Genomic DNA, 22,693 nt, shown 5'->3' with positions numbered 1-22,693 from the left:
GTGCGATACTGTGTTCTCTTGCTACCCGCGCATCGTCCGCACCAAATGTGGGCGCCGTATGTACCACACCGGTACCATCCTCTGTGGTCACGAAGTCGCCGCTAATCACCTTGAACGCATCGCCGCCCTCGGGTGTGGCATAGGGCAGCAGTTGCTCATAGCGCACGCCTTCGAGCTGGTGGCCATAGAACTCACCATCGATGCTCCACGGGATGTTCTTGCCATCCTTCTTGTGGTCGTCGAAGCAGGCGTCTTTGTGGTCCTCCTTAAAGTAGGTGTTCAACCGCGCCCTCGCGAGCACCACCGTCTGCGGCGCGTGCGTGTAGGGGTTGAAGGTCTTCACGCGCACATAGTCCAGCTTGGGGCCCACGGTGAGCGCGCAGTTGCTGGGCAGGGTCCAGGGTGTGGTCGTCCACGCGAGGATGAACACGTCGCCGAAGGCGTCCTTGAAGAGCCACTCGCTGTTCGCATCGCGCTTCACCTTGAACTGCGCCACCACGCTGGTGTCCTTCACCGGCTTGTAGGTGCCGGGCTGGTTGAGCTCGTGGCTGGAGAGGCCCGTGCCTGCTGCGGGCGAATAAGGTTGGATGGTGTAGCCCTTGTACAGCAGGTCCTGGTCGTGGAGCTGCTTCAGCAGGTGCCACACGCTCTCGATGTACTTGGTGTGGTAGGTGACATAAGGCTTGTCCAGGTCGAGCCAGAAGCCGATGCGCTTGGTGAGGTCGTTCCACACATCGGTGTAGCGCATCACGGCCTTCTTGCACGCGGCGTTGTACTCCTCGATGGAGATGCTCTTGCCGATGTCCTCCTTGGTGATTCCGAGCTCCTTCTCCACGCCCAGTTCGATGGGCAGGCCGTGCGTGTCCCAGCCGGCCTTGCGGTCCACGCGGTGGCCCTTCTGCGTCTGGTAGCGGCAGAAGATGTCCTTGATGGCACGCGCCATCACGTGGTGGATGCCGGGAAGTCCATTGGCGCTGGGTGGGCCTTCATAGAACACGAAGGGCGGCGCATCCTTGCGCAGTTCCAGGCTGCGGCCGAAGGTGTCCTCGGCCTCCCACTGGGTCAATACCTCCTCGGCGACCTTGGGCAGGTCGAGCTCGTCGTACTGCGGAAAACGCTTGTCCATCAGGGCTTTCGAACGGGCTGCGAAGATAGCCGGTCGGCCCCGGAACGGACCTCACATGGTCCCCTTCAGCATCCGGTTCCAGTACAGCCAGGGCAGCAGGTACTTCTTCAGCACCCACATGCTCCATAAGGGCTTGCTGGTGTCGAAGAACCGGCTCAGCAGCGGGTCGCTGTCCCGCACGTTGTCGTACTTGAACTCGGCAAGGAGCATCTTCCCGTATCCTGTCACGAGCGGACAGCTGCTGTAGCCGCTGTACTGTTCGGTGCTCAACGCGCCGTCCTTGATGCGCTGTAGGATGTTCGCCACCACCACCGGGGCCTGCTTGCGGATGGCCGCACCCGTCTTGGCCGTGGGCAGCGCCGCCACATCGCCCAGGCCGAAGATGTTGGGGTACCGCTTGTGCTGCAGGGTGTGGATGTCCACCTCCAACCAGCCCTTGTTCGGCCCGTCGGCGTAGGCCAGGGGCGAGTTCCGCACGACGTCGGGCGCGCTTTGCGGAGGCGCCAGATGCAGCATGTCGTACCGCATCACGATGGTGCTCTCCCCCTCGATCTTCTCCGGTAGGCCTTGCTCCTCGGTGAGCACGCAGTGGTTGTCGCCGGGCTTGCTCCACTTGAAGTGGATCTCCTGCTTCTCCGGATCGATGCGGATCGGGTTGTAGAAGGTCTTGAGGATGATCTCCTTCTTGCGCACCACGTCCTCCAGCGCCGCGCGGAAGGGCTGCACGCCGAAGATCACCGAGCCCGGGGTGGCGAAGACGAGCTTGGTGCGGTCGCGCACACCGCGCTTGCGGAAGAACTCGTCGGCCAGGTAGGCGGCCTTTTGCGGCGCGCCACCGCACTTGATCGGCGTGGCGGGTTGCGTGAACACGGCCACACCGCCCGTGAAGTCCTCCATCACGCGCCGCGTCTTCTCCGGGTCGATGTAGTTGCTGCACACCACATCGGTGGCCAGGGCCTCGCGCAGGCCGGGCAGCGCGTCGAGGTCGAGCTTGATGCCCGGACACACCACGAGATGGCCGTATGTGTAGCCTCTGCCGTTGGTGGTGCGCACCGTGTTCGCGTCCGGTTCGAATGAGGCGGCGGCCTCGCGGATCAGGTCCACGCCCTCGGGCACCACGGTGGCCTCCTCGCGCCGGGTGTCCTTCATGGCGAAGGTGCCCGCCGCCACCAGCGTCCAGGCGGGCTGGTACCAGTGGTCCCGGGCGGGGTCCAGGATGGCGATGCGCAGCTTTCTGTCCTTGCGGTGCAGTTGTGCGGCCGTCATGATGCCGGCCGTACCTCCGCCGATGATCAGCACGTCGTAGTGAGCGTTCGCCATGGCCCTTGGGTTTGGGACCACCAAGCTGGGCACGGAGGCACCACCGGAACAGTGACATCGGTCACCGGGCCACCGTCGCCCAGGCGGCACGCAGGCGCGCGTGCTTCCGCAGCAGCAGCTGATGGCGGGTCTCCGTGGCTTCGCCCTTGGCCTTCACCAGTGCCACCAGGGCCCGGCGCTCCGGCAGGCTCCAGCGCTCCAGGTCGTCGATCAGGTCCAGCGGCAACGCCCACAGGTACAGCGCCGTCCGCTCGTCCGCGGTCCATGTGCTCAGGTCCCCCACCGGCAGGCAGCGGCAGAGCCGCTCCAGCGCACACCGCATCGCCCGCACACGGTCGCCGCCGTGCAGGCCCGCCACACGCACCGGCAGGGCTGCGGACAGCGAGGCGGTGTCCAGTACGGGTCCGTTCTGCGCGCCCACCGGGAGTTCCATTCCTTCGGCAACGAGGTCCTTCAGCAGCTTCAGCGGCACCTGATGGCCCTTGCGCGAGGCGAGCTTGCTGAACTCCCGCTCCGCCAGGCGTTGCAGTGGCCGTGTCATCGGGCGGAAGCCGAGCCGGTAGTAGAACCAGTAGGCGCCGCTCTTCAGCCCGTCCGGGTTGTCGTGGCCCAACTGGTAGTTCTCGGCCTCGAAGCAGGCCACGCCGAAGCGCTGGTGGTACAGGCGAAGCAACTGGGCGAAGAACCAGGCGCTCTCGCCCCCGCGCACGGCGGGGAACACGTTGATGCCCACCTTGCTGCGGCCCGGGAAGATCCAAGCGCCCCCGTAGGCGAGGGCCACGCCGTTGCGGAAGGCCATGAAGCCCACATAGCTGTCGAAGGGCAGCCGATGCGCGGCATCCAGGTGGAAGAGCGCGATGCGCAAGCCCCGGCCGAGGTCGAAGAGCTCCACCGCGCCGGCCCAGGTCACCGGGTCGGTCTCGCGCTCCTGCACGGCCAGCACGGTGCGTGCCGTGTCCACGAGGTCCTTCTGCTGCGCCGCGGTGAGCCGCAGCGGTGGCGGCACCGGGCTGTCCAGCACGGCGCGGAGGTCCACCCCCTTGCTCAGCCCGTGCGGATGGCAGAAGGGCGCCGCCGCCGGTGCGCGGGCCGTGGTCAGGTCGCAGCCCGGGGGGCCGTCCACGGCCACGGTGATCAGCATCCGGCTCCACAGCGCCTCGCGCAGCGCTTCGGGAGCAGGCAGCCCGTCCAGGATGTTGACCAGCGCGGATAGCTGTCGGTGCGGATCGGGGCTGAAAAGCGCGGCCATCAGCTCGGTGCTATCCTCCACCGGCCGGTCCACGGATTCCTGCTCGGCCTGGGGCAGCAGGGGGCGCAGGGTCTCGCGTAGATCATCCAGCGTCGCGTCCGTGGCCACCCGGCGCATGTGCGCGCTCCATCGCGAGAGCATCCACCGCACGAGCGACAGGCTGTAGATGCCCTGGATGGGGGTGCCCGCCACGCCACTGTTCGTGAGGCCGGGGCCCGGGCCGCCGGACCGTGTGCGCTCCATCACGCGCGACAGGGCGACCATGGCCTGGTCATGTTCCGCCTGATCCGCCGGGTGGGCCAGGAGGAAGAGCAGCAGGTCGTGCCATTCCTTGAGGGCGGTCGAAGAGCGCGGGTGGCGGGCCATCGCGGCCTCCAGCATCCGGCCTCGCTCCGGGCCCGTGGTGCGGGGCAGTGCGCGTCGCAGGTCGAGGATCTCGGGGGTGGTCAGCGGAGCGGCCATGCCGCAAGATGCGGATCGTTCGGCCGTTCCACGCGAAAGGCCCGCCCTTTGTGGAGCAGGCCCTTCACCCCGTGGGCGTGCGTCGGGCTCAGCCCTGCTTGGCCAGCTGCACCTCCGCCACGATGCGGACCTCGTCGCTCACCAGCACTCCGCCGGCCTCCAGCGCCGCGTTCCACGTGAGGCCGAACTCCTTGCGATCCAGTTTTCCGCTCAGGCTCAGGCCGGCCTTGGCGTTGCCCCAGGGGTCCTTGGCCTGGCCGCTCCACGCCACGTCCAGCGTCACGGGCCGGGTCACGTCCTTGATGGTGAGGTCGCCCGTCACCTTCCAGGTGTTCCCACTGCCTTCAATGCGCGTGCTCGTGAAGCTCAGCTTGGGGAACTTCTCACTGTCGAAGAAGTCGCCGCTGCGCAGGTGGCCGTCGCGCTTCTCGTCGTTGGTGAAGATGCTGGCGGTGTTGGCCCAGAAGCTCACTTGGGCGTTGCTGAGGTCATCGCCTTCCAGCTCCACGTCGGCGCCGAATTCCTTGAAGCTCCCGGTGACCGTGCTGATCATGAGGTGCTTCACCTTGAACTGGATCTCGGAGTGGCTGGGGTCGATGGCCCACTTGGTGGTGGTCGCAGTGGCTGTTTCCATGGTTGTTGAGGTGGTTGTTTTTTGGTTGCAGAGGGCGCATCATGATGCGCCCGTACGATCCCGTGGCGATCGCGTCAGGATAATTGCATCGGCACATCCTGGAGCAGGATCTCCGCGCCGGTGGGGCCCGCTTCGATGTTCAGCGTGGCGGTGTCCCACACGCCCAGCGCATCGCGCTTGCCCAGCTGCTGGCCATTGACGGTGGCGCTGCCCTCGATCACGAAGGCGTACACGCCGTTGCCGGTGCGCTTCACGTCGTAGGTGGTCGTCTTCGCCGCGTCGAACTTGCCGATGTGGAACCAGGCGTCCTGATGGATCCACACGCCCGCATCATCCGGGTCGGGGCTCAGCACCTGCTGCCACTGGTTCACGCGGTCCTTCGGGTCCAGCGTCATCTGCTGGTAGCGCGGGGTCACCTGCCGCCTCTTCGGGAAGAGCCAGATCTGCAGCGTGTTCGCATCACGGTCTCCGTAGGGGTTGAACTCGCTGTGCAGGATCCCCGTGCCGGCGCTCATCACCTGCACTTCACCCGCGTGGATGATGCTGGTGTTGCCCATGCTGTCCTTGTGCTGTAGCGCGCCATTCAGGGGGATCGTGATGATCTCCATGTTGTCGTGCGGGTGGGTGCTGAAGCCCTTGCCCGCGGCAATGATGTCGTCGTTCATCACGCGCAGCACGCCGAAGTGCATGCGGGTGGGGTCGTACCAGTTGGCGAAGCTGAAGCTGAAGTTGGCCTTCAGCCAGCCGTGGTCGGCGGTGCCGCGGTCGCCGGCGCGGTGCAGGACCATGTTGCCCATGCGTTCGGGGGGTGTTGGGGGCAGGTGGTCGAAGCCCACCGGCTCCAGGGGTCTCAGTTCATCGATGTCGTTCTGCATCAGCTGCGCAGCGGCCGTGCCGCTCACGAGCATGCCCGTGCCCATGAGGCTCTTGCGGAGGAAGTCCTTGCGGTCCATGGTGCTGTCGTGGTCGGTCCCGATCCTGGAACAGCGCTCCAGAGGGCTTCGTTCATTTCGCCTGCAAATATATTCCATGGAAAATAAATGAAAGAGCAAGTGAACTCCCATCCTTGGAACCGCGAGCGACCGTGGAGACCCCGTTTGGCCGTCATCCGGCCCGCAGACCACTGCGCACCCCGACCTTTGTGGCATGTCCCTCCCGTGGATGTCCGCCACCGAGGCCGTGCGCCTGGTACACAGCGGCGACCGCGTCTTCATCCACGGCAGTGCCGCCACGCCCGTACGCCTGGTGCGGTCGCTGCTCGATCGCCACGCCGAGCTGCGTGACGTGGAGCTCACCGCCATCAGCACATTCGGCGACCTCGGCTTCGACCGGCCCGAGGTGCAAGGGCCCTTCTTCCTGAACTCCCTGTTCGTGAGCGCCAACATGCGCAGCATGGTGGACGGCCCCCATGGGGATTATGTGCCGGTCTTCCTCAGCGAGATCCCGCGCCTCTTCGATCGTGGGATCCTCCCGCTGGATGTGGCCCTGGTGCAGGTGTCGCCGCCCGACCGCCATGGATTCTGCTCGCTGGGGGTGAGCGTGGACGTGGCCCGCAGTGCCGTGCGCAACGCCCGCACCGTGATCGCGCAGGTGAACCCGAACATGCCGCGCACCCTCGGAGACGGCCACGTGCACATCAGCCGGTTCGCCGCACTGGTGGAGGTGAACGACCTGCTGCCCGAGGTGGACTACGCCGCGCAGATCGGCCCGAGGGAGCGGCGCGTGGCAGAGCTCGTCAGCGCCATGATCGAAGATGGCAGCACGCTCCAGCTGGGCATCGGTGCCATCCCCGACGCCATCCTCGGCGCGCTCGGCGGCCACAAGGACCTCGGCATCCACACCGAGATGTGCTCCAACGGCATCATCGACCTGGTGGAGCGCGGCGTCATCACCAACAAGTACAAGAAGAAGCACCGCGGCAAGGTGGCCACCGCCTTCGCCTTCGGCACGCGCCGCCTCTACGACCTGGTGGACGACAACCCCTTCTTCACCTTCCTCGATGCGCAGTACGTCAACGATGGCAAGGTGATCCGCGAGAATCCCAAGGTGGTGGCCATCAACAGCGCCATCGAGGTGGACCTCACCGGTCAGGTGTGCGCGGACAGCATCGGCACCTATCAGTTCAGTGGGGTGGGCGGCCAGATGGATTTCATGCGTGGCGCTGCGCTGAGCGAGGGCGGCAAGCCGATCATCGCCCTGTGCAGCACCACCGGCAAGGGCGCCAGCAAGATCGTGCCCTTCCTGAAGCAAGGCGCCGGGGTGGTCACCACCCGCGCCCATGTGCACTACGTGGTCACCGAGCATGGCGTGGCCTACCTCTACGGCCGGAACCTGCAGCAGCGCGCGCAGGCCTTGATCGGCATCGCGGCGCCGGAGCACCGGGAGGGATTGGAGAAGGCGTACCGGGAACGCTTCGGGCGGGGGTAGGGTCGAGGGTCGGTGACCGGCATACCCTGGAGCGTAGGTCCGCTCCCCCTACGGCAACTGGATCGGCCACACCCCCAGCGCCACCACGGCGATGCCGCAGAGCAGCACCACCAGGCCGTTGAGCGGGGTCACCTGCACCTCCAGCGGCTGCTCGTCCGCTGTGAAGGCCTCGCGCACCACCACGATGTAGTAGGCGATGCCCACCAGGGCCATGGCGACGGCGAGGACGGTGGTCTTGAGGAAGCCGGCCTGCAGCGCCAGCAGGAACACCTGGTACTTGGCCACGAAGCCGGCCGTGAGCGGGATGCCCGCCAGGCTCAACAAGAGCAGCAGCGCGGTGATCGCCAGCCAGGGCCGCGCCTGATAGAGGCCGCGGAAGCTCCGCACCTCCTCACTGCCGTTGGCCGCCCGCTTCACCAGCGTCATCACCACGAAGAGGCCCACCGTGGCCAGGCCGTAGGTGAAGGTGTAGTAGAAGAGGGTGCTCGTGCTGGCGGCCGTGTGGCCCAGCACCACCAGCAGCAGGAAGCCGGTGTGGGCCACGCTGCTGTATGCCATCAGGCGCTTGAAGTTGGTCTGCCGCAGCGCCACGATGTTGCCGATGAAGAGGGTGAGCACCGTCATCACCAGGAGGGCGGTGGCGAGCGTGGGCGGCAGGGCGGTGAACTGCACCAGGCGGAGGAAACCGGCGAAGGCGGCCATCTTCACCACCGTGGCCATGAAGGCGGTGACCAGCGTGGGGGCGCCTTCGTACACGTCGGGGCTCCAGAAGTGGAAGGGCACGGCCGCCACCTTGAACGACAGGCCGATGGTGATGAAGAAGAGGCCCAGCAGGAAGAGGGGCGTGGGCGCCGCACCCTGCGCCACGGCCACCTCCTGGATGCGGCCCAGGTCGAAGCTGGCGGTGACGCCGTACACCAGCGCGATGCCCATCAGGAACAGGGCCGTGGCGAAGGAGCCCAGCAGGAAGTACTTGAAGCTCGCCTCGCCGCTGCGGTAGCTGCTTTTCTTGCCGCCCGCCAGGATGTACAGCGGGATGCTGAGCACCTCGATGCCCAGGAAGAGGACGAGCAGGTTCGTGTAGCTGGTGAGCAGGAAGGCGCCCGTGAGGGAGAAGACCATCAGCGCGTAATGCTCCGCCACGTCGCGCTCCATGCGGGCATAGTAGTCCACACCGAAGAGGAAGAGCAGGATGGTGAGGCCGGTCATGGCCATGTTGAAGGCCGCGGCGGCGCTGTCGAACCGCACCATGTGGGAGAACAGGGGTACGTCCATCCACCAGCCGGTGGCCGATACGCCGATGGCGCCCAGCAGGCCCAGCACGGCCACAGGGGCCAGCAGCCGCTTGTGGCCGAACACGCCGAGGTAGAGCAGCAGCACGCCCAGCACCGAGGTCAGGATCAACGCGCTCATCTCAGTTCAGGGCGGTGAGGGTGTTGAGCATCTGTTGCACGGGGGCCTCCAGCAGGTCCAGCACGGGGCCGGGGTACACGCCCAGCACCAGGCTGATGGCGATCAGCGGCACCAGGTAGAGGTGGTCGTCGCGGTCGGCGTCGGCCAGCGCCGGCCGGCCGCTGTCGGGACCGAGCATCACCTGCTGATAGGCCCACAGCATGTAGATGGCGCCCAGCACGATGGTGCAGGCCGCTGCGAAGGCCATCCATCCATTGTGCTGCCACAGCCCGTTGAACATCAGCCATTCGCCCACGAAGCTCTGGGTGAGCGGCAGGGCCACGGCGTTCAGCAGTACCAGCAGGAAGAGCGCGGCCAGGCGCGGGGTGCGCAGCTTCAGGCCGCCCATGGCCCCCAGGTCGCCGGTGCCGGTGCGGGCGGTGACGGCGCCCACGATGTAGAGCAGGCCCACGAGCAGCACCGCGTGGGCCAGGGCCTGGTAGAGCGCCCCGCTCACCCCGTAGCTGTTCCACGCGAACAGGCCGGCGCACAGCAGGCCCACGTGGCTCAGGGAGCTCCAGGCCACCAGCCGCTTCAGCTCGCGCTGGCGGAAGGCGATGGCCCCGGCATACAGCGCGCCACCGATGCTGAGCCAGATCACCAGGTCGCGCCAGAACAGCACGCCCTCGGGGACGATCGGCATCACGAAACGAAGGATCCCGTAGAGGCCCATCTTCAGCATCACCCCGCCCAGCACCATGGTGCCCTGCAGCGGCGCCATCGTGTAGGTGTCCGGCTGCCAGCTGTGGAAGGGGAAGATCGGCAGCTTGATGGCGAAGGCCAGGAAGAGCGCCCAGAAGAGCCATAGCTGCACATCGGTGCCAAGGCGCAGGGCGTGTAACGCCGTGAAGTCGGCGCTGTACGGGGCGGGCGTCTGCAGCACGCACCAGGCCAGGCCGAACAGCAGGCTGAGGCCGCCCAGCAGGGTGTACAGGAAGAAGCGCACGGTGATGGTGCGCCGGTGCTCGCCGCCCCAGAACAGCAGCAGGAAGAACACGGGTACCAGCGCCAGTTCGTAGAAGATGTAGAACAGGAAGGCGTTCTGCGCGGCGAACACGCCGAACAGGAAGCTCTGCGCGTACAGCAGCAGGGCGTTCACCGTGGCGGGACGGTCCAACTGCTGCTTGAAGCCCGCACCGATGATGAAGGGGAAGATGAGGCCCGTGAGCACCAGCATCAGCAGCGCGATGCCATCGTAGCCCAGCACCAGCCGCAGGCCGATCGCCGGCGCCCAATCCCGATCCACTACCGTGACGGAGGTGCCCGGATATCCGGCCCAGATGAGCAGCACCACCACGGCGGTCACCAGCGTGCTGACCATGGCCAGCATGCGCGCCTGCGCTTCGGGGCGCGCCACCAGCAGCAGGGTGGCGGTGACGAAGGGGAGCAGCAGCAGCGCGGCGAGCAGCATCACAGGCCGTTGAGGGTGAGGAACAGGAAGAGGAGGAGGCCCGCCACCATGGCGAACAGGTAGGTGCTCAGGTTGCCGGTCTGCACGCGGCGCAGCAGTTCACCGATGCGCTCGGCGGTGCCGCCCACGCCCACCATCAGTGGCTGCATCACGCGCTGCTCGATCAAGGCGGAGAGGTTGGTGCTCAGCCAGCCGTAAGGCTTCTCGAACAGGCGTTCATACAGCTCGTCCAGGTACCACTTGCGCGCGGCCCAGCGCTGCGGCACGGGCAGGGCATCGGCCTCGGGGTCCAGCGTCGCCTGCTTCGCGAAGCGGCCGTAGGCGATCCAGATGGTGAGCAGCACCAGCGCCGTGCTGAAGCCCATGAGCGACCATTCGAGCAGGGCGCTCAGGTGCAGGTGCTCCAGGCCCACGCCCGATGCGGCGGTGGCCAGGAAGTGCTTCATGGGCTCGTGCCCGCCGAACACATGGGGCAGGTTCAGCGCCCCGCCCACCACGCTCAGCACGGCCAGCACCCACAGCGGTGCGGTCATCACCGCGGGGCTCTCGTGCGGGTGGGCCTGGCCGCGGTAGCTGCCGAAGAACACCAGGAAGAGCAGGCGGAACATGTAGTAGGTGGTGAGCACCGCACCGGCCACCAGCAGGGCGTAGATCCACGGGCTGTGCTGATAGGCGTGGGCGAGGATGGCGTCCTTGCTGAAGAAGCCGCTGAGGGGGAAGATGCCAGCGATGGCCAGCGTGCCCACCAGGAAGGTGCGGTAGGTGGACGGGGTGGCGGTGCGCAGCCCGCCCATGCGCCGGATGTCCTGCTCGCCGCCCAGGGCGTGGATCACGCTGCCTGCGCCCAGGAAGAGCAGTGCCTTGAAGAAGGCGTGCGTGGTGACGTGGAAGAGGCCCGCGCTGAAGGCCCCCAGGCCCAGCGCCACGAACATGTAGCCCAGCTGGCTCACCGTGGAGTAGGCGAGCACCTTCTTGATGTCGTTCTGGAACACCCCGATGGTGGCGGCGCACAGGGCCGTCACCAGCCCGGTGACCAGCACCACGTCCTGCGTGAGCGGCGCCAGCACGAACAACGCGCTGCTGCGCACCAGCAGGAAGATGCCGGCGGTGACCATGGTGGCCGCGTGGATCAGCGCGCTCACCGGCGTGGGGCCCGCCATCGCGTCCGGCAGCCAGGTGAACAGCGGCAGCTGCGCGCTCTTGCCGATGGCGCCCACGAAGAGCAGCAGGGTGATCGCCGTGAGGGCCGGGGCGCCCGTGGCGAAGCCGTCCGCGCGCTCCATCACCGTGGTGTAGTCCAGCGTGCCGAAGACCTGGAACACCAGGGCCAGGCCGAGCACGAAGCCCACATCCCCGACCCGGTTCATCACGAAGGCCTTGCGGGCCGCGTAGTTGTAGGCCGGGTTGGTGTACCAGAAGCCGATCAGCAGGTAGCTGCACAGACCCACGCCTTCCCAGCCGATGAAGGTCACCGCATAGTTGGCGCCCATCACCAGCAGCAGCATGGCGAAGGTGAACAGGTTCAGCAGGGCGAAGAAGGTGCTCTGCCGAGGGTCGTCGTGCATGTAGCCGATGCTGTAGAGGTGGATGAGCGTGCCCACCCCCGTCACGATCAGCATCATCGTCAGGCTCAGGGCGTCCACCTGGAAGGCCAGGCCGATGCGCATGTCGGCCACGCGGATCCAGTCGAAGAGGTGCGCCACCTGCGCCCCGCCCGCCGGGTCGAAGCCCAGGAACAGCAACACGCTGCACAGGAAGGCGCCCCCGATGAGGGCCGTGGCCAGCAGGCCGGCGGCATGCCCGCTGAGCCGGCGGCGCAGTGCGGCGATGATCACCGCGCCGGCCAGGGGCAGGGCGGGTACCAGGGGGGCCAGCAGCTGCGCGCTCACCATCGCAGGCGGTTGAGTTGGTCGATGTCCACGCTGTCCACGTTCCGCTTCATCATCACCAGGATGGCCAGGCCCACGGTGACCTCCGCCGCCGCCACCAGCATGATGAAGAAGACGAACACCTGCCCGCCCGGATCGCTGTGGTGCGCGCTGAAGGCCGTCAGCAGCAGGTTCACACTGTTGAACATCAGCTCCAGGCACATCAGGATGATGATGGTGTTGCGCCGGAACAGCACGCCCGCCAGCCCGATGCTGAACAGCGCGAAGCTGAGCATCACGTAGTGCTCCAGGGGCACCAGCCGGATCGCGCTCACCACCTCGTTCATGCGGCCTGCGGGTTCTTCTCCCTCCGCCCCAGCATCACGGCGCCCACCATGGCGCTCAGGAACAGCACGCTGCTCACCTCGAAGGGCAGGAGGAACTCGTTGAACAGGCTGCGGCCCACGCTGCGCACCAGGCCCGTGCCGATGTCGAAGTCACGCGCAGGCTCCACGCTGATGCCCTGGCGCACGGCCGCCAGCAGGGTCAGCAGCACCAGCCCGCCCGCCACCACGGCCGCCACGCGGGTGGCCAGGGACTTCTGCGGTTCGGTGGACCGGTTGAGGTTGAGCAGCATGATGACGAACAGGAACAGCACCATGATGGCGCCGGTGTACACGATGATGTGCACCACCGCCAGGAACTGGGCGTTCAGCAGGATGTAGTGGCCGGCGATGCTCAGGAAGCAGACGATGAGGGCGATGACGCTGTTGACCGGGCTGCGCGCGGCCACCACCACCAGGGCGCTCAGCACCGAGATCGCCGCGAAGAGGGTGAAGAGGGTGAGCATGCCGGCGTGGGCCTCAGCGATTGTGCGCGAAGTTGCGGTCTTTCTTGAATTCGGCCACCGCCTTGGGCTGCCGCTTGCTCACATCCACGCGCAGGGCGGGGTCCAGCGGCTCCACCAGCCATTGCTTGCCGTACACGAAGGTGCCGCGCGTGTAGTCCGTGGGCACCAGCCGGTCGGTGAGGAAGATGGCCTCCTTGGGGCAGGCGTCCTCGCAGTCGCCGCAGAAGATGCAGCGCAGCATGTTGATCTCGTACACCTCGGCGTACTTCTCCTCGCGATACAGCCTCTCGTCGCCCTTCCTGCGCTCGGCGGCCACCATGGTGATGGCCTCCGCCGGGCAGGCCACCGCGCACAGGCCGCAGGCCGTGCAGCGCTCGCGGCCCTGCTCGTCCCGCTTCAGCACGTGCATGCCGCGGTACACCGGGCTCATCGGACGCAGCTGCTCGGGGTACTTCACCGTGGCCTTCCGCAGCCGGAAGAAGTGCTTGAGCGTGATGCCCATGCCCTTGATGATGGCCGGCAGGTAGATGCGCTCCATCAGCGTCATCCGCTTCTGGCTCACCACCTGGGAGCGCTTGGTCAGCGGCTGGGTGATCGGGGTCGCCATGGCTCAGATGCCGTTCTTCAGGTAATAGCCCACGCCGGTGAGCAGCACGTTGAGGATCGCCAGGGGGATGAGGCTCTTCCAGCCCAGGTTCATCAGCTGGTCGTAGCGGAAGCGCGGCAGTGTCCACCGCACCCACATGAACAGGAAGATGAAGAAGGTGATCTTCAGGAAGAGCGCCACCGTGCCCAGCACCACCGTCACGTTCTGCGGCAGCCCCAGCCCGTCCAGGAAGGGCACATCGTAGCCGCCGAAGAACAGCGTGCTGATCACCGCGCTGCTGATGAACATATTGACGTACTCGGCGAAGAGGTAGAAGCCCAGCTTCATGGAGCTGTACTCGGTGTGGTAGCCGCCCACGAGCTCCGTTTCGCACTCCGGCAGGTCGAACGGCGCGCGGTTGCACTCGGCGAAGGCGCAGATCACGAACAGCAGGAAGCCCAGCGGCTGGTACACGATGTTCCACAGCCCCGCGCGCTGCTGTTCCACGATGTCGTTCAGGCTCAGGCTGCCGGTGAGGATCACCAGGGCCACGATGCTCATGCCCATGGCCAGTTCGTAGCTCACCATCTGGCTGGCGGCGCGGATGGCGCCGTACAGGGCGTACTTGTTGTTGCTGGCCCAGCCGCCGAGCATGATGCCGTACACCCCGATGCTCACCATGGCGAACACGTAGAGGATGCCGATGTCCGGGTCGGCCACCTGCAGCTTGAAGGCGGTGCCGCCCAGGTCCAGGGTGCCGCCCCAGGGGATCACCACCCCGGTGAGCAGCGCGGTGGTCATGGCGATGGCCGGGCCCAGGAAGAAGAGCCAGCGGTTGGCCGAGGCCGGCATGAAGTCCTCCTTCATGATCATCTTCACCCCGTCGGCGATGGGTTGCAGCAGGCCGAAGGGCCCGGCCCGGTCCGGGCCGATCCGGTCCTGCATGAAGGCTGCCACCTTGCGCTCGGCATAGGTGGCATAGGCGGCCACCCCGAGGGTGACCAGCAGCAGCGCCACCAGGAAGATCACGATGGCGATCATCGGCCGGGGAGTTCGTTGGGGCGGCCCACGGGCGTGCTGTCCGGGGCGGCCTTGGTGAGGAGCTTCTGCTTCTGCGCCAGCTCATAATGGTTGGCGCCGATCACACTGTGGCGGTCCACCGCACGCGGGCCCTCCACCGTCCAGTGCTTCACATCCTTGTGGTCGAAGCGGCAGCCGTTGCAGATGAACTCCTCCACCTCGCCCCATTGGTCCTTGCGGCCGGTGACACGCAGCACCTCGTCCCCCTTCATCCACAGCACCACACGACCGCTGCACGTGGGGCAGTCACGGTGCGCGTCCATCGGCTTGGTGTACCACACGCGGCTCGCGAAGCGGAAGGTGCGGTCGGTGAGCGCGCCCACCGGGCACACGTCGATCATGTTGCCGCTGAAGTCGTTGTCGACGGCCTCCTGGATGTAGGTGCTGATCTCGGCCACGTCGCCGCGGTTGATCACCCCGTGCACCCGTCCGTCGGTGAGCTGCTCGGCCACCTTCACGCACCGGTAGCACAGGATGCAGCGGTTCATGTGCAGCTTGATGGTGTCGCCGATGTCGATGGGCTCGAAGGTGCGGCGCTCGAAGGCGTAGCGGCTCTTGCTCAGGCCATGCTCGTAGCCCAGGTCCTGCAGGTGGCACTCGCCCGCCTGGTCACAGATGGGGCAGTCCAGCGGGTGGTTGATCAGCAGGAACTCGGTGACGCCCTTGCGCGCGTCGAGCAGGTCGGGGTTGGTGGTGTTCTCCACCACCATGCCGTCCATCACCGCCGTGCGGCAGCTGGCCACCGGCTTGGGCATCGGGCGCGGGTCCTTGTCGCTGCCCTTGGTCACCTTCACGATGCAGGTGCGGCAATAGCCGCCGCTGGTCTTCAGCTTGCTGTAGTAGCACATCGTGGGCGGCACCACATGGCGGTGCGCTTTGTCGCGCTCGCCGATCATGCGGGCGGCCTGCAGGATCGTGGTGCCCTCGGGGGACCTCGATCTCGATGTTGTCGATGGTGACCTTCGGCATGGCTTAGACGGCTGCGGGCTTGGGCGTGCGCACGAACGGTTCCTTCTCGAAGTGCCGCGGGTCCTTCACCTTCTGGGGGTGGCGCACGTGGAACTCGAACTCATCGCGGAAGTGGCGGATGGCGCTGGCCACGGGCCAGGCGGCGGCATCGCCCAGCGGGCAGATGGTGTTGCCCTCGATGCGGCGCTGGATGTCCCACAGCAGGTCGATGTCCTCCCGGCGGCCCTCACCGTGCTCGATACGGTGCAGCACCTTCTCCATCCACCCGGTGCCCTCGCGGCAGGGGCTGCACTGGCCGCAGCTCTCGTGGTGGTAGAAGCGCGTGTGGTTCCAGGTGCTGCGCACGATGCACTGCGCGTCATTGTAGGCGTAGAACCCGCCGGAACCGAGCATGGTGCCGGTGGCGAAGCCCCCGTCGCTCAGGCTCTCGTAGGTCATCAGGCGGGCCTCCCCGGTGGCCGTGCGCAGGAAGAGCTCGTAGGGCACGATGGGCACGCTGCTGCCGCCCGGCACCACCGCCTTGAAGGCCCGGCCGTCCACCCCGCCGCACCACTGGTCGCTGTTGATGAACTCGTCGCAGCTCACCCCCAGCTCGATCTCGTACACCCCGGGCCGCCGGATGTTGCCGCCCGCGCTGATGAGCTTGGTGCCGGTGCTGCGGCCCACGCCGATCTTGGCGTACTCCTCGCCGCCGTCGTTCACGATGGGCACCACGGCCGCGATCGTCTCCACGTTGTTCACCACGGTGGGGCACTCGTACAGGCCCTTCACCGCCGGGAAGGGCGGCTTGATCCGCGGGTTGCCGCGCTTGCCCTCCAGGCTCTCCAGCAGGGCCGTCTCCTCCCCGCAGATGTAGGCTCCAGCCCCCACGTGCACATGGATCTCCAGATCATAGCCGGTGCCCAGGATGTTCCTGCCGAGCCAGCCGGCGGCGCGCGCCTCATCGATGGCCCGCTCCAGGATGCGGGTCACAAAGAAGTACTCGCCGCGGATGTAGATGAAGGCGAGGTTCGCCCCCAGCGCGAAGCTGGAGGTGATCATGCCTTCGATCAGAAGGTGCGGGATCCGCTCCATCAGGTAGCGGTCCTTGAAGGTGCCGGGTTCGCTCTCGTCGGCGTTCACCACCAGGTAGCGGGGCACGCCGGGCGGCTTGGCCAGGAAGCTCCATTTCATGCCCGTGGGGAAACCCGCACCACCGCGACCTCGCAGGCCGCTCTTCTTCACCTCTTCCACCACCGCCTCGGGGCTCATGGTGCGCAGGGCCTTCTCCACGCTGCGGTAGCCGCCTTTGGCGCGGTACACCTCCAGCCCCGCGATCCCCGGGACGTTCTCGTGTTCGAGCAGGAGCTTGCGGCCCATGGTCAGCGGTCGGTGTAGTTGCTGCGGAGGGTGGTCGAGCGTAGCTGCTCGATCAGCGCGTCGAACGCCTCCGGGGTGAGGTCCTCGTGGTACTTCGCGCCGCACTGCAGCATGGGCGCGGTGCCGCAGCTGCCCAGGCATTCCACGGCCTTCAGGGTGAAGAGCCCGTCCTTGGTGGTCTCCCCCGCGTGGATGCCGAGCCGCTTCTCCGCATGGGCGATGAGCGCGTCGCCGCCGCGCAGCATGCACGGGGTGGTGCGGCAGATCTCCAGCACATGCCGGCCCACCGGGCGCAGGTTGAACATGCTGTAGAAGCTGGCCACCTCGTACACCTCGATCGGGCGGATGCCCATCAGGGCGGCCACCGCGTCCATCGCGGGCACGCTCAGCCAGCCGTCGTTGCCGGCCTGGGCGATGTGCAGGATGGGGATCAGCGCGCTCTTGGTGTGGCCCTCCGGATAGCGGGCCATGATGGCGCGGCACTCGGCCAGCGCGGCCTCGTTGAAGGCGAACGGGGCCACGCCTTCGGTGGTGGTGACTGGCGTGAGGCGGACGGACATCTATGCGACAAAATAAGTATTCGAGGTCCGGCCGGAAGAGCCTGTTCTTTCACCGCAGCGGCGCAGCGGTCGCAACGACGAACGCAGCTTCATTGTGGCATTCCATTGGCGATCCTGCGGACACCGTCCCTCAGCAGGATCTCGTTGAAGTTGATCAGCAATCCGAGCCGGTTGCCCGTGAGCTTCAGGTAGGTGAGCAACTGGGCCGTGTGGATCGGGTGAAGCTCTTCGACCGCTTTCACCTCGACGATCAGCCTGTTCTCCACCCACAGGTCCAACCGATAGCCCGCATCCAACTGTACATCGCCGTAACGCAAGGGCAGCGGATGTTGATGAAGGACCGAGAGTCTGGTCATCTTCAGTTCATGGAGCAGGCAATGCACGTATGCGCTTTCCAGAAGGCCGGGGCCCAATGCGCGATGGACCTTGAACGCCGCGTCGAGCACCCGGGTAGCGAGATCGTTCTCCTCCACGGTCCGTTGCGGTTCCGTTGCGACCGCTGCGTCGTTGCGGTGCATGGGCCTATGCGTCCAGTTCTCCCGCGATCACGTTCATGCTGCTCATGGTGAGGATCGCGTCGCTCAGCATGGCGCCCTTCACCATCTCGGGGAAGGCCTGGTAGTAGATGAAGCAGGGGCGGCGGAAATGAAGGCGGAAGGGGGTGCGTCCGCCGTCGCTCACCAGGTAGAAGCCCAGCTCGCCGTTGCCGCCCTCCACGCAGTGGTACACCTCGCCCACCGGCACCTCGCTCTCGCCCATCACGATCTTGAAGTGGTAGATGAGGGCCTCCATCTCGTTGTAGACCTCCTCCTTGGGCGGCAGCACCCACTCGGGCACGTCGGCCTTGTAGGTGGTCTTGTCGGCCAGGCGGTCGCACTTCTCCACGGCCTGGCGGATGATGGAGAGGCTCTCCCACATCTCGCTCTGCCGCACCATGAAGCGGTCGTAGGTGTCGCCGCCGGTGCCGATGGGGATGGTGAAGTCGAACTTCTCGTAGCTGCAGTACGGGTCCATCACCCGCACGTCGTGGTCCAGCCCGCAGGCGCGCAGGTTGGGACCGGTGAAGCCGTAGGCCAGCGCACGGTCCAGCGGGAAGGCGCCGCAGCCGATGGTGCGGTCCATGAAGATGCGGTTGCGCGCGAGCAGGCTCTCGAACTCCTTGAGCTTTTTGGGAAAGTGCTCCAGGAAGTGCCGGATCTTGCGCCAGGCCGCCTCGGGGAAGTCGCGTTCGAAGCCCCCGATGCGGCCCATGTTGGTGGTGAGCCGCGCTCCGCAGATCTCCTCGAAGATGTCGTAGATGAGCTCGCGGTCCTGAAAGATGTACGTGAAGCCGGTGAGCGCCCCGGTGTCCACCCCGATCACCGCGTTGCAGATGATGTGGTCGGCGATCCGCGACAGCTCCATGGCGATGACGCGGAGGTAGTCCACCCGCTCGGGGGTCTGGATCCCCAGCAGCTTCTCCACCGTCATGTGCCAGCCCATGTTGTTGATGGGCGAGCTGCAGTAGTTCAACCGGTCGGTGAGCGTGGTGATCTGGTAGAAGGGCCGGCGCTCGGCCAGCTTCTCGAAGGCCCGGTGGATGTACCCAATGGTCTGTTCGGCGCTCTGGATGTACTCGCCGTCCATCGTCAGCACGTTCTGGAAGATGCCGTGCGTGGCCGGGTGGGTGGGGCCCAGGTTCAGCACGTTGAGCTCCTTGTGCTCGTCGGCCTTCACCAGGTCGTGCTGCCAGTGGTCGGGACGCATCGGGGTGCTCATCGGCCGAACATGCTGTTGTCCTTGTCCTCGCGCGTGGGGTCCTCCAGCGGATAGTCCTTGCGCAGCGGGAAGGCCGGGAAGTCCTCCATGTTGAGGATGCGCTTCAGGTTGGGGTGGCCCGTGAAGGAGATCCCGAAGAAATCCCAGGCCTCGCGCTCCATCCAGTTGGTGGTGGGCCACAGGTCGGTGAAGGTGGGGAACACCGGGTCCTTCATCGCCGTGTGCGCCTTCAGGCGGATGCGGTGACGGTGGCGGAAGCTGTTGAGGTGCACCACCAGGCCCAGGCGCTCCTCTTCTCCATCGCCGCCGGGATGGTGCATGCCGCACAGGGTGGTGAGGAAGTTGAAGTCCAGCTCGTCGCGCAGCAGTCGCAGCGCCGGATGCAGCACGTCCTTGCGCACCGTGATGCAGCGCATGTCGTGGAACTGCTTGTCGGCCACCACCCCGTCCGGGAAGGCGGCCCGCAGCCGGTCCACCACCAGCTGATCCCGTTCGGCCTGTATCGTGAAGGCGGGCACGCTCAATCGATCTTGTACTTCTTCAACAGCTCCTCGTACTCCTTGCTGTAGCGGCGGCGCATGCCCTCCTGGCCCACCAGCTCCTGGATCTTCAGGATGCCGTCGATGATCTGTTCGGGGCGCGGGGGGCAGCCCGGCACGTACACGTCCACGGGGATCACCCGGTCGATGCCCTGCAGCACACTATAGGTGTCGAAGATGCCGCCGCTGCTGGCGCAGGCGCCCACGCTCAGCACCCATTTGGGCTCGGCCATCTGCGTGTACACGTCGCGCAGGATGGGCGCCATCTTCTTGGCGATGGTGCCCATCACCATCAGCAGGTCGCTCTGCCGCGGGCTGAAGCTGAGCCGTTCCATGCCGAACCGCGCCAGGTCGTAGTTGGCCCCCATGGTGGCCATGAACTCGATGCCACAGCAGCTGGTGGCGAAGGGCAGCGGCCAGATGCTGTTCTTGCGCGCCATGCCGACCGCCTTCTCCAGCGATACGGTCATGAACCCCGGACCCGAATGGCCTTCGGGGGAGGGCACGATGGTGGGCTTGCCGAGGGCGGGGCGGGGGGCGATGTCGTCCTGCTTCATGGCTGAAGGTTCATCGGTCCCACTCCAGGGCCCCCTTGCGGATCACGTAGAACAGGCCGGCCACCACAAAGAAGATGAAGAGGACCATTTCCACGAAGCCAACGATCCCCAGGTCCTTGAAGTTCACGGCCCAGGGATACAGGAAGATGATCTCCACGTCGAACAGCACGAACAAGATGGCGATCAGGAAGTACTTCACCGAGAACGGACTGCGCGCGTTGCCGTACTGCTCGATGCCGCACTCGAAGTTCTCCTCCTTGTGCTTGCCGGCCCGCTTGGGACCGATCTTGCCGGTGAGCAGCAGGGTGGTGACCACGAAGCCGACGGCGATCAGCGTCTGCAGCGCGATGGGCAGGTAATCCTGGGGGTTCGACATCCGTGGGGCGCCGGAGGGTTCCGTCGAGCGGGCGCTAATGTATGGAGCGGTCCCACGCACCACCACCCCCGCGCATACGGATCGCCCACAGCATGCCGTTCATGGTCCGGCCCGCGAACAGCCCTTCCGCTACATTTGTTGCTTCCCCATCGCCCCCACCGCGTGGAACAGCCCCCCGGCACCTACCCCCTGCTCGAGCGCATCGAGCTCCCGGCCGACCTGCGCACCCTGCCCGAGCCCCAGCTGGAGCAGGTGTGCGACGAGCTGCGCCGCTTCATCATCGACGTGGTCAGCGTCAAGGGCGGCCACTTCGGCGCCAGCCTGGGCGTGGTGGAGCTCACCGTGGCCCTGCACTACGTGTTCAACACACCCTACGACCAGCTGGTGTGGGACGTGGGGCACCAGGCCTACGGGCACAAGATCCTCACCGGCCGGCGCAAGGTGTTCCACACCAACCGCATCCATAAGGGCCTCAGCGGTTTCCCCAAGCGCAGCGAAAGCCCGTACGACACCTTCGGCGTGGGCCACAGCAGCACCTCCATCGGCGGCGCGCTCGGCATGGCCGTGGCCAGCCGCTTGAAGGGGGAGGCCGACCGGCAGGTGGTGGCCGTGATCGGCGATGGCGCCATGACCGCCGGCCAGGCCTTCGAGGCCCTCAACCACGCCGGCGGCGCGGGCACCGACATGCTGGTGGTGCTCAACGACAACTGCATGAGCATCGACCCCAACGTCGGTGCCTTGAAGGAGTACCTCACCGACATCGCCACCAGCCACACCTACAACAAGGTGAAGGACGAGGTGTGGAACCTGCTGGGCCGCATCAGCAAGTTCGGGCCCAACGCCCAGGCCATCGTGCAGAAGGTGGAGAACGCCGTGAAGAGCGCCCTGCTCAAGCAGAGCAACCTGTTCGAGAGCCTCAACTTCCGCTACTTCGGCCCGGTGGACGGCCACGATGTGGAGCGCCTGGTGAAGGTGATGCGCGACCTGCGCGACATCCCCGGCCCCAAGATCCTGCACACCATCACCGTGAAGGGCAAGGGCTACGCCCCCGCCGAGGCCGGCAACGCCACCGTGTGGCACGCGCCGGGGCTCTTCAACAAGGAGACCGGCGAGATCATCAAGGTGGTGCCCAAGAGCCCCCAGCCGCCCAAGTACCAGGACGTCTTCGGCCACAGCATCGTGGAGCTGGCCGAGAAGAACCCGAAGATCGTGGGCGTGACGCCCGCCATGCCCACCGGCTGCTCGCTCAACATCATGATGAAGGCCATGCCCGACCGTGCCTTCGACGTGGGCATCGCCGAGCAGCACGCCGTCACCTTCAGCGCGGGCATGGCCACGCAGGGCCTGGTGCCCTTCTGCAACATCTACAGCTCCTTCATGCAACGCGCCTACGACCAGGTGGTGCACGATGTGGCGCTACAGAAGCTCAACGTGGTGTTCTGCCTGGACCGCGGCGGCCTGGCCGGCGCCGACGGCCCCACCCACCACGGCAACTTCGACCTGGCCTACTTCCGCTGCATCCCCAACATGGTGGTGAGCGCGCCGATGAACGAGGAGGAGCTGCGCGACCTGATGTACACCGCCCAGCTGCCGGACCAGGGCCCCTTCAGCATCCGCTACCCGCGCGGCGAAGGGGTGATGACCGAGTGGAAGACGCCCTTCAAGGCGATCAAGGTGGGCACCGGCCGCAAGCTCCGCTCCGGCACGGATCTCGCGGTGCTGAGCATCGGCCACATCGGCAACATCGCCGCCAAGGGCATCGATGCGCTGGAGGCCGAGGGATACAGTGTGGCACACTACGACATGCGCTTCGTGAAGCCCATCGACGAGCTGCTGCTGCACGAGGTGTTCGCCAAGTTCAAGCAGGTGATCACCATCGAGGACCACGCCATCCAGGGCGGCATGGGCAGCGCGGTGCTGGAGTTCATGGGCGACCACGGCTACAGCGCCCACGTCAAACGCCTGGGCATCCCCGACCGCTGGATCGAGCACGGCACCCAGCCCGAGCTCTATGCCGAGTGCGGCTTCGACGACAAGGCCTTGGTCGCGGCGGCGAAGGAGATGTTGGGGGAGAAGGGGGTGAAGAAGCAGGTGCGGGTGGGCGCGTAGT

The 22,693-nt window shown here is 66.4% G+C and carries 20 protein-coding genes and 2 pseudogenes; 2 read left to right on the top strand and 20 right to left on the bottom strand.

The window, feature by feature from the left end; translation table 11 throughout:
• Nucleotides 1-13: 13 nt before the first annotated feature.
• The 5 genes and pseudogenes from IPJ87_14255 to IPJ87_14235 form a co-directional block, all read right to left on the bottom strand.
• A pseudogene (locus tag IPJ87_14255) lies at nt 14-1,126 on the bottom strand (class I tRNA ligase family protein).
• A 51-nt stretch (nt 1,127-1,177) separates the two neighbouring features.
• Entirely contained in the window at nt 1,178-2,446 is a 1,269-nt protein-coding gene (locus tag IPJ87_14250; protein ID MBK7943013.1) for an NAD(P)/FAD-dependent oxidoreductase, read from the bottom strand.
• A gap of 61 nt (nt 2,447-2,507) precedes the next feature.
• Nucleotides 2,508-4,157: a hypothetical protein gene (locus IPJ87_14245; GenBank protein MBK7943012.1), complete on the bottom strand. Its 1,650-nt coding sequence runs from the start codon at nt 4,155-4,157 to the stop codon at nt 2,508-2,510.
• 88 nt (nt 4,158-4,245) lie between these two features.
• Nucleotides 4,246-4,791, bottom strand: a complete 546-nt coding sequence (locus IPJ87_14240; GenBank protein ID MBK7943011.1) for a YceI family protein — start codon at nt 4,789-4,791, stop codon at nt 4,246-4,248.
• A 74-nt stretch (nt 4,792-4,865) separates the two neighbouring features.
• Complete coding sequence (locus IPJ87_14235) at nt 4,866-5,744, bottom strand: pirin family protein (GenBank protein ID MBK7943010.1); 879 nt, start codon at nt 5,742-5,744, stop codon at nt 4,866-4,868.
• Nucleotides 5,745-5,937: 193 nt separating this feature from the next.
• Between IPJ87_14235 and IPJ87_14230 the strand changes: the two genes are divergently transcribed.
• Nucleotides 5,938-7,218 carry an acetyl-CoA hydrolase/transferase family protein gene (locus tag IPJ87_14230; protein ID MBK7943009.1) on the top strand — a complete coding sequence of 427 codons (1,281 nt, stop codon included), beginning with the start codon at nt 5,938-5,940 and terminating at the stop codon, nt 7,216-7,218.
• A 48-nt stretch (nt 7,219-7,266) separates the two neighbouring features.
• On the opposite strand, the gene IPJ87_14225 is transcribed toward IPJ87_14230, so the two are convergent.
• The 15 genes and pseudogenes from IPJ87_14225 to IPJ87_14155 form a co-directional block, all read right to left on the bottom strand.
• Nucleotides 7,267-8,631: an NADH-quinone oxidoreductase subunit N gene (locus IPJ87_14225; protein ID MBK7943008.1), complete on the bottom strand. Its 1,365-nt coding sequence runs from the start codon at nt 8,629-8,631 to the stop codon at nt 7,267-7,269.
• Between the two features lies 1 nt (nt 8,632).
• Complete coding sequence (locus IPJ87_14220) at nt 8,633-10,081, bottom strand: NADH-quinone oxidoreductase subunit M (protein ID MBK7943007.1); 1,449 nt, start codon at nt 10,079-10,081, stop codon at nt 8,633-8,635.
• Nucleotides 10,081-11,970 carry an NADH-quinone oxidoreductase subunit L gene (gene nuoL, locus IPJ87_14215; protein MBK7943006.1) on the bottom strand — a complete coding sequence of 630 codons (1,890 nt, stop codon included), beginning with the start codon at nt 11,968-11,970 and terminating at the stop codon, nt 10,081-10,083. The genes IPJ87_14220 and nuoL overlap by 1 nt, the downstream gene beginning before the upstream one ends.
• Nucleotides 11,967-12,296, bottom strand: a complete 330-nt coding sequence (nuoK, locus tag IPJ87_14210) for an NADH-quinone oxidoreductase subunit NuoK (GenBank protein ID MBK7943005.1) — start codon at nt 12,294-12,296, stop codon at nt 11,967-11,969. The genes nuoL and nuoK overlap by 4 nt, the downstream gene beginning before the upstream one ends.
• Complete coding sequence (locus IPJ87_14205; protein MBK7943004.1) at nt 12,293-12,799, bottom strand: NADH-quinone oxidoreductase subunit J; 507 nt, start codon at nt 12,797-12,799, stop codon at nt 12,293-12,295. The genes nuoK and IPJ87_14205 overlap by 4 nt, the downstream gene beginning before the upstream one ends.
• Before the next feature lie 13 nt (nt 12,800-12,812).
• Nucleotides 12,813-13,346: an NADH-quinone oxidoreductase subunit I gene (locus IPJ87_14200; protein MBK7943003.1), complete on the bottom strand. Its 534-nt coding sequence runs from the start codon at nt 13,344-13,346 to the stop codon at nt 12,813-12,815.
• A 63-nt stretch (nt 13,347-13,409) separates the two neighbouring features.
• On the bottom strand, nt 13,410-14,426 hold the full coding sequence (gene nuoH / locus IPJ87_14195; GenBank protein MBK7943002.1) for an NADH-quinone oxidoreductase subunit NuoH: 1,017 nt from the start codon (nt 14,424-14,426) through the stop codon (nt 13,410-13,412).
• Nucleotides 14,423-15,434, bottom strand: a pseudogene (locus IPJ87_14190) ((2Fe-2S)-binding protein). Before IPJ87_14190 ends, nuoH begins: the two are co-directional and overlap by 4 nt.
• A 3-nt stretch (nt 15,435-15,437) precedes the next feature.
• Complete coding sequence (gene nuoF / locus IPJ87_14185) at nt 15,438-16,793, bottom strand: NADH-quinone oxidoreductase subunit NuoF (protein MBK7943001.1); 1,356 nt, start codon at nt 16,791-16,793, stop codon at nt 15,438-15,440.
• Nucleotides 16,794-16,795: 2 nt separating this feature from the next.
• The gene (locus IPJ87_14180; GenBank protein MBK7943000.1) at nt 16,796-17,353 is read right to left on the bottom strand and encodes an NAD(P)H-dependent oxidoreductase subunit E; all 558 of its coding nucleotides are present in this window, start codon (nt 17,351-17,353) and stop codon (nt 16,796-16,798) included.
• An 89-nt stretch (nt 17,354-17,442) separates the two neighbouring features.
• Entirely contained in the window at nt 17,443-17,826 is a 384-nt protein-coding gene (locus tag IPJ87_14175) for a GxxExxY protein (protein MBK7942999.1), read from the bottom strand.
• 49 nt (nt 17,827-17,875) lie between these two features.
• Nucleotides 17,876-19,111, bottom strand: a complete 1,236-nt coding sequence (locus IPJ87_14170) for an NADH-quinone oxidoreductase subunit D (GenBank protein MBK7942998.1) — start codon at nt 19,109-19,111, stop codon at nt 17,876-17,878.
• The gene (locus IPJ87_14165; GenBank protein MBK7942997.1) at nt 19,108-19,629 is read right to left on the bottom strand and encodes an NADH-quinone oxidoreductase subunit C; all 522 of its coding nucleotides are present in this window, start codon (nt 19,627-19,629) and stop codon (nt 19,108-19,110) included. The genes IPJ87_14170 and IPJ87_14165 overlap by 4 nt, the downstream gene beginning before the upstream one ends.
• Nucleotides 19,630-19,631: 2 nt before the next feature.
• The gene (locus IPJ87_14160) at nt 19,632-20,207 is read right to left on the bottom strand and encodes an NADH-quinone oxidoreductase subunit B (protein MBK7942996.1); all 576 of its coding nucleotides are present in this window, start codon (nt 20,205-20,207) and stop codon (nt 19,632-19,634) included.
• Nucleotides 20,208-20,217: 10 nt separating this feature from the next.
• Nucleotides 20,218-20,583, bottom strand: coding sequence for an NADH-quinone oxidoreductase subunit A (locus tag IPJ87_14155; protein MBK7942995.1), 366 nt, complete (start codon nt 20,581-20,583; stop codon nt 20,218-20,220).
• A gap of 162 nt (nt 20,584-20,745) precedes the next feature.
• Between IPJ87_14155 and IPJ87_14150 the strand changes: the two genes are divergently transcribed.
• Nucleotides 20,746-22,692, top strand: a complete 1,947-nt coding sequence (locus IPJ87_14150; GenBank protein ID MBK7942994.1) for a 1-deoxy-D-xylulose-5-phosphate synthase — start codon at nt 20,746-20,748, stop codon at nt 22,690-22,692.
• Nucleotide 22,693: the final 1 nt, after the last annotated feature.

The organism is Flavobacteriales bacterium (assembly GCA_016713875.1).
Classification (GTDB): domain Bacteria; phylum Bacteroidota; class Bacteroidia; order Flavobacteriales_F; family PHOS-HE28; genus PHOS-HE28.
Note: the sequence above shows the minus strand (reverse complement) of the source record. Positions and strands in the feature narration are given on the sequence as shown.

Bases quoted from the DNA above. Each gene is read 5' to 3' on its own strand.
- IPJ87_14250 (MBK7943013.1), bottom strand. From the start codon at position 2,446: ATGGCGAACGCTCACTACGACGTGCTGATCATCGGCGGAGGTACGGCC.
- IPJ87_14245 (MBK7943012.1), bottom strand. From the start codon at position 4,157: ATGGCCGCTCCGCTGACCACCCCCGAGATCCTCGACCTGCGACGCGCA.
- IPJ87_14240 (MBK7943011.1), bottom strand. From the start codon at position 4,791: ATGGAAACAGCCACTGCGACCACCACCAAGTGGGCCATCGACCCCAGC.
- IPJ87_14235 (MBK7943010.1), bottom strand. From the start codon at position 5,744: ATGGACCGCAAGGACTTCCTCCGCAAGAGCCTCATGGGCACGGGCATG.
- IPJ87_14230 (MBK7943009.1), top strand. From the start codon at position 5,938: ATGTCCCTCCCGTGGATGTCCGCCACCGAGGCCGTGCGCCTGGTACAC.
- IPJ87_14225 (MBK7943008.1), bottom strand. From the start codon at position 8,631: ATGAGCGCGTTGATCCTGACCTCGGTGCTGGGCGTGCTGCTGCTCTAC.
- IPJ87_14220 (MBK7943007.1), bottom strand. From the start codon at position 10,081: ATGCTGCTCGCCGCGCTGCTGCTGCTCCCCTTCGTCACCGCCACCCTG.
- nuoK (MBK7943005.1), bottom strand. From the start codon at position 12,296: ATGAACGAGGTGGTGAGCGCGATCCGGCTGGTGCCCCTGGAGCACTAC.
- IPJ87_14205 (MBK7943004.1), bottom strand. From the start codon at position 12,799: ATGCTCACCCTCTTCACCCTCTTCGCGGCGATCTCGGTGCTGAGCGCC.
- IPJ87_14200 (MBK7943003.1), bottom strand. From the start codon at position 13,346: ATGACGCTGATGGAGCGCATCTACCTGCCGGCCATCATCAAGGGCATG.
- nuoH (MBK7943002.1), bottom strand. From the start codon at position 14,426: ATGATCGCCATCGTGATCTTCCTGGTGGCGCTGCTGCTGGTCACCCTC.
- nuoF (MBK7943001.1), bottom strand. From the start codon at position 16,793: ATGGGCCGCAAGCTCCTGCTCGAACACGAGAACGTCCCGGGGATCGCG.
- IPJ87_14180 (MBK7943000.1), bottom strand. From the start codon at position 17,353: ATGTCCGTCCGCCTCACGCCAGTCACCACCACCGAAGGCGTGGCCCCG.
- IPJ87_14170 (MBK7942998.1), bottom strand. From the start codon at position 19,111: ATGAGCACCCCGATGCGTCCCGACCACTGGCAGCACGACCTGGTGAAG.
- IPJ87_14160 (MBK7942996.1), bottom strand. From the start codon at position 20,207: ATGAAGCAGGACGACATCGCCCCCCGCCCCGCCCTCGGCAAGCCCACC.
- IPJ87_14155 (MBK7942995.1), bottom strand. From the start codon at position 20,583: ATGTCGAACCCCCAGGATTACCTGCCCATCGCGCTGCAGACGCTGATC.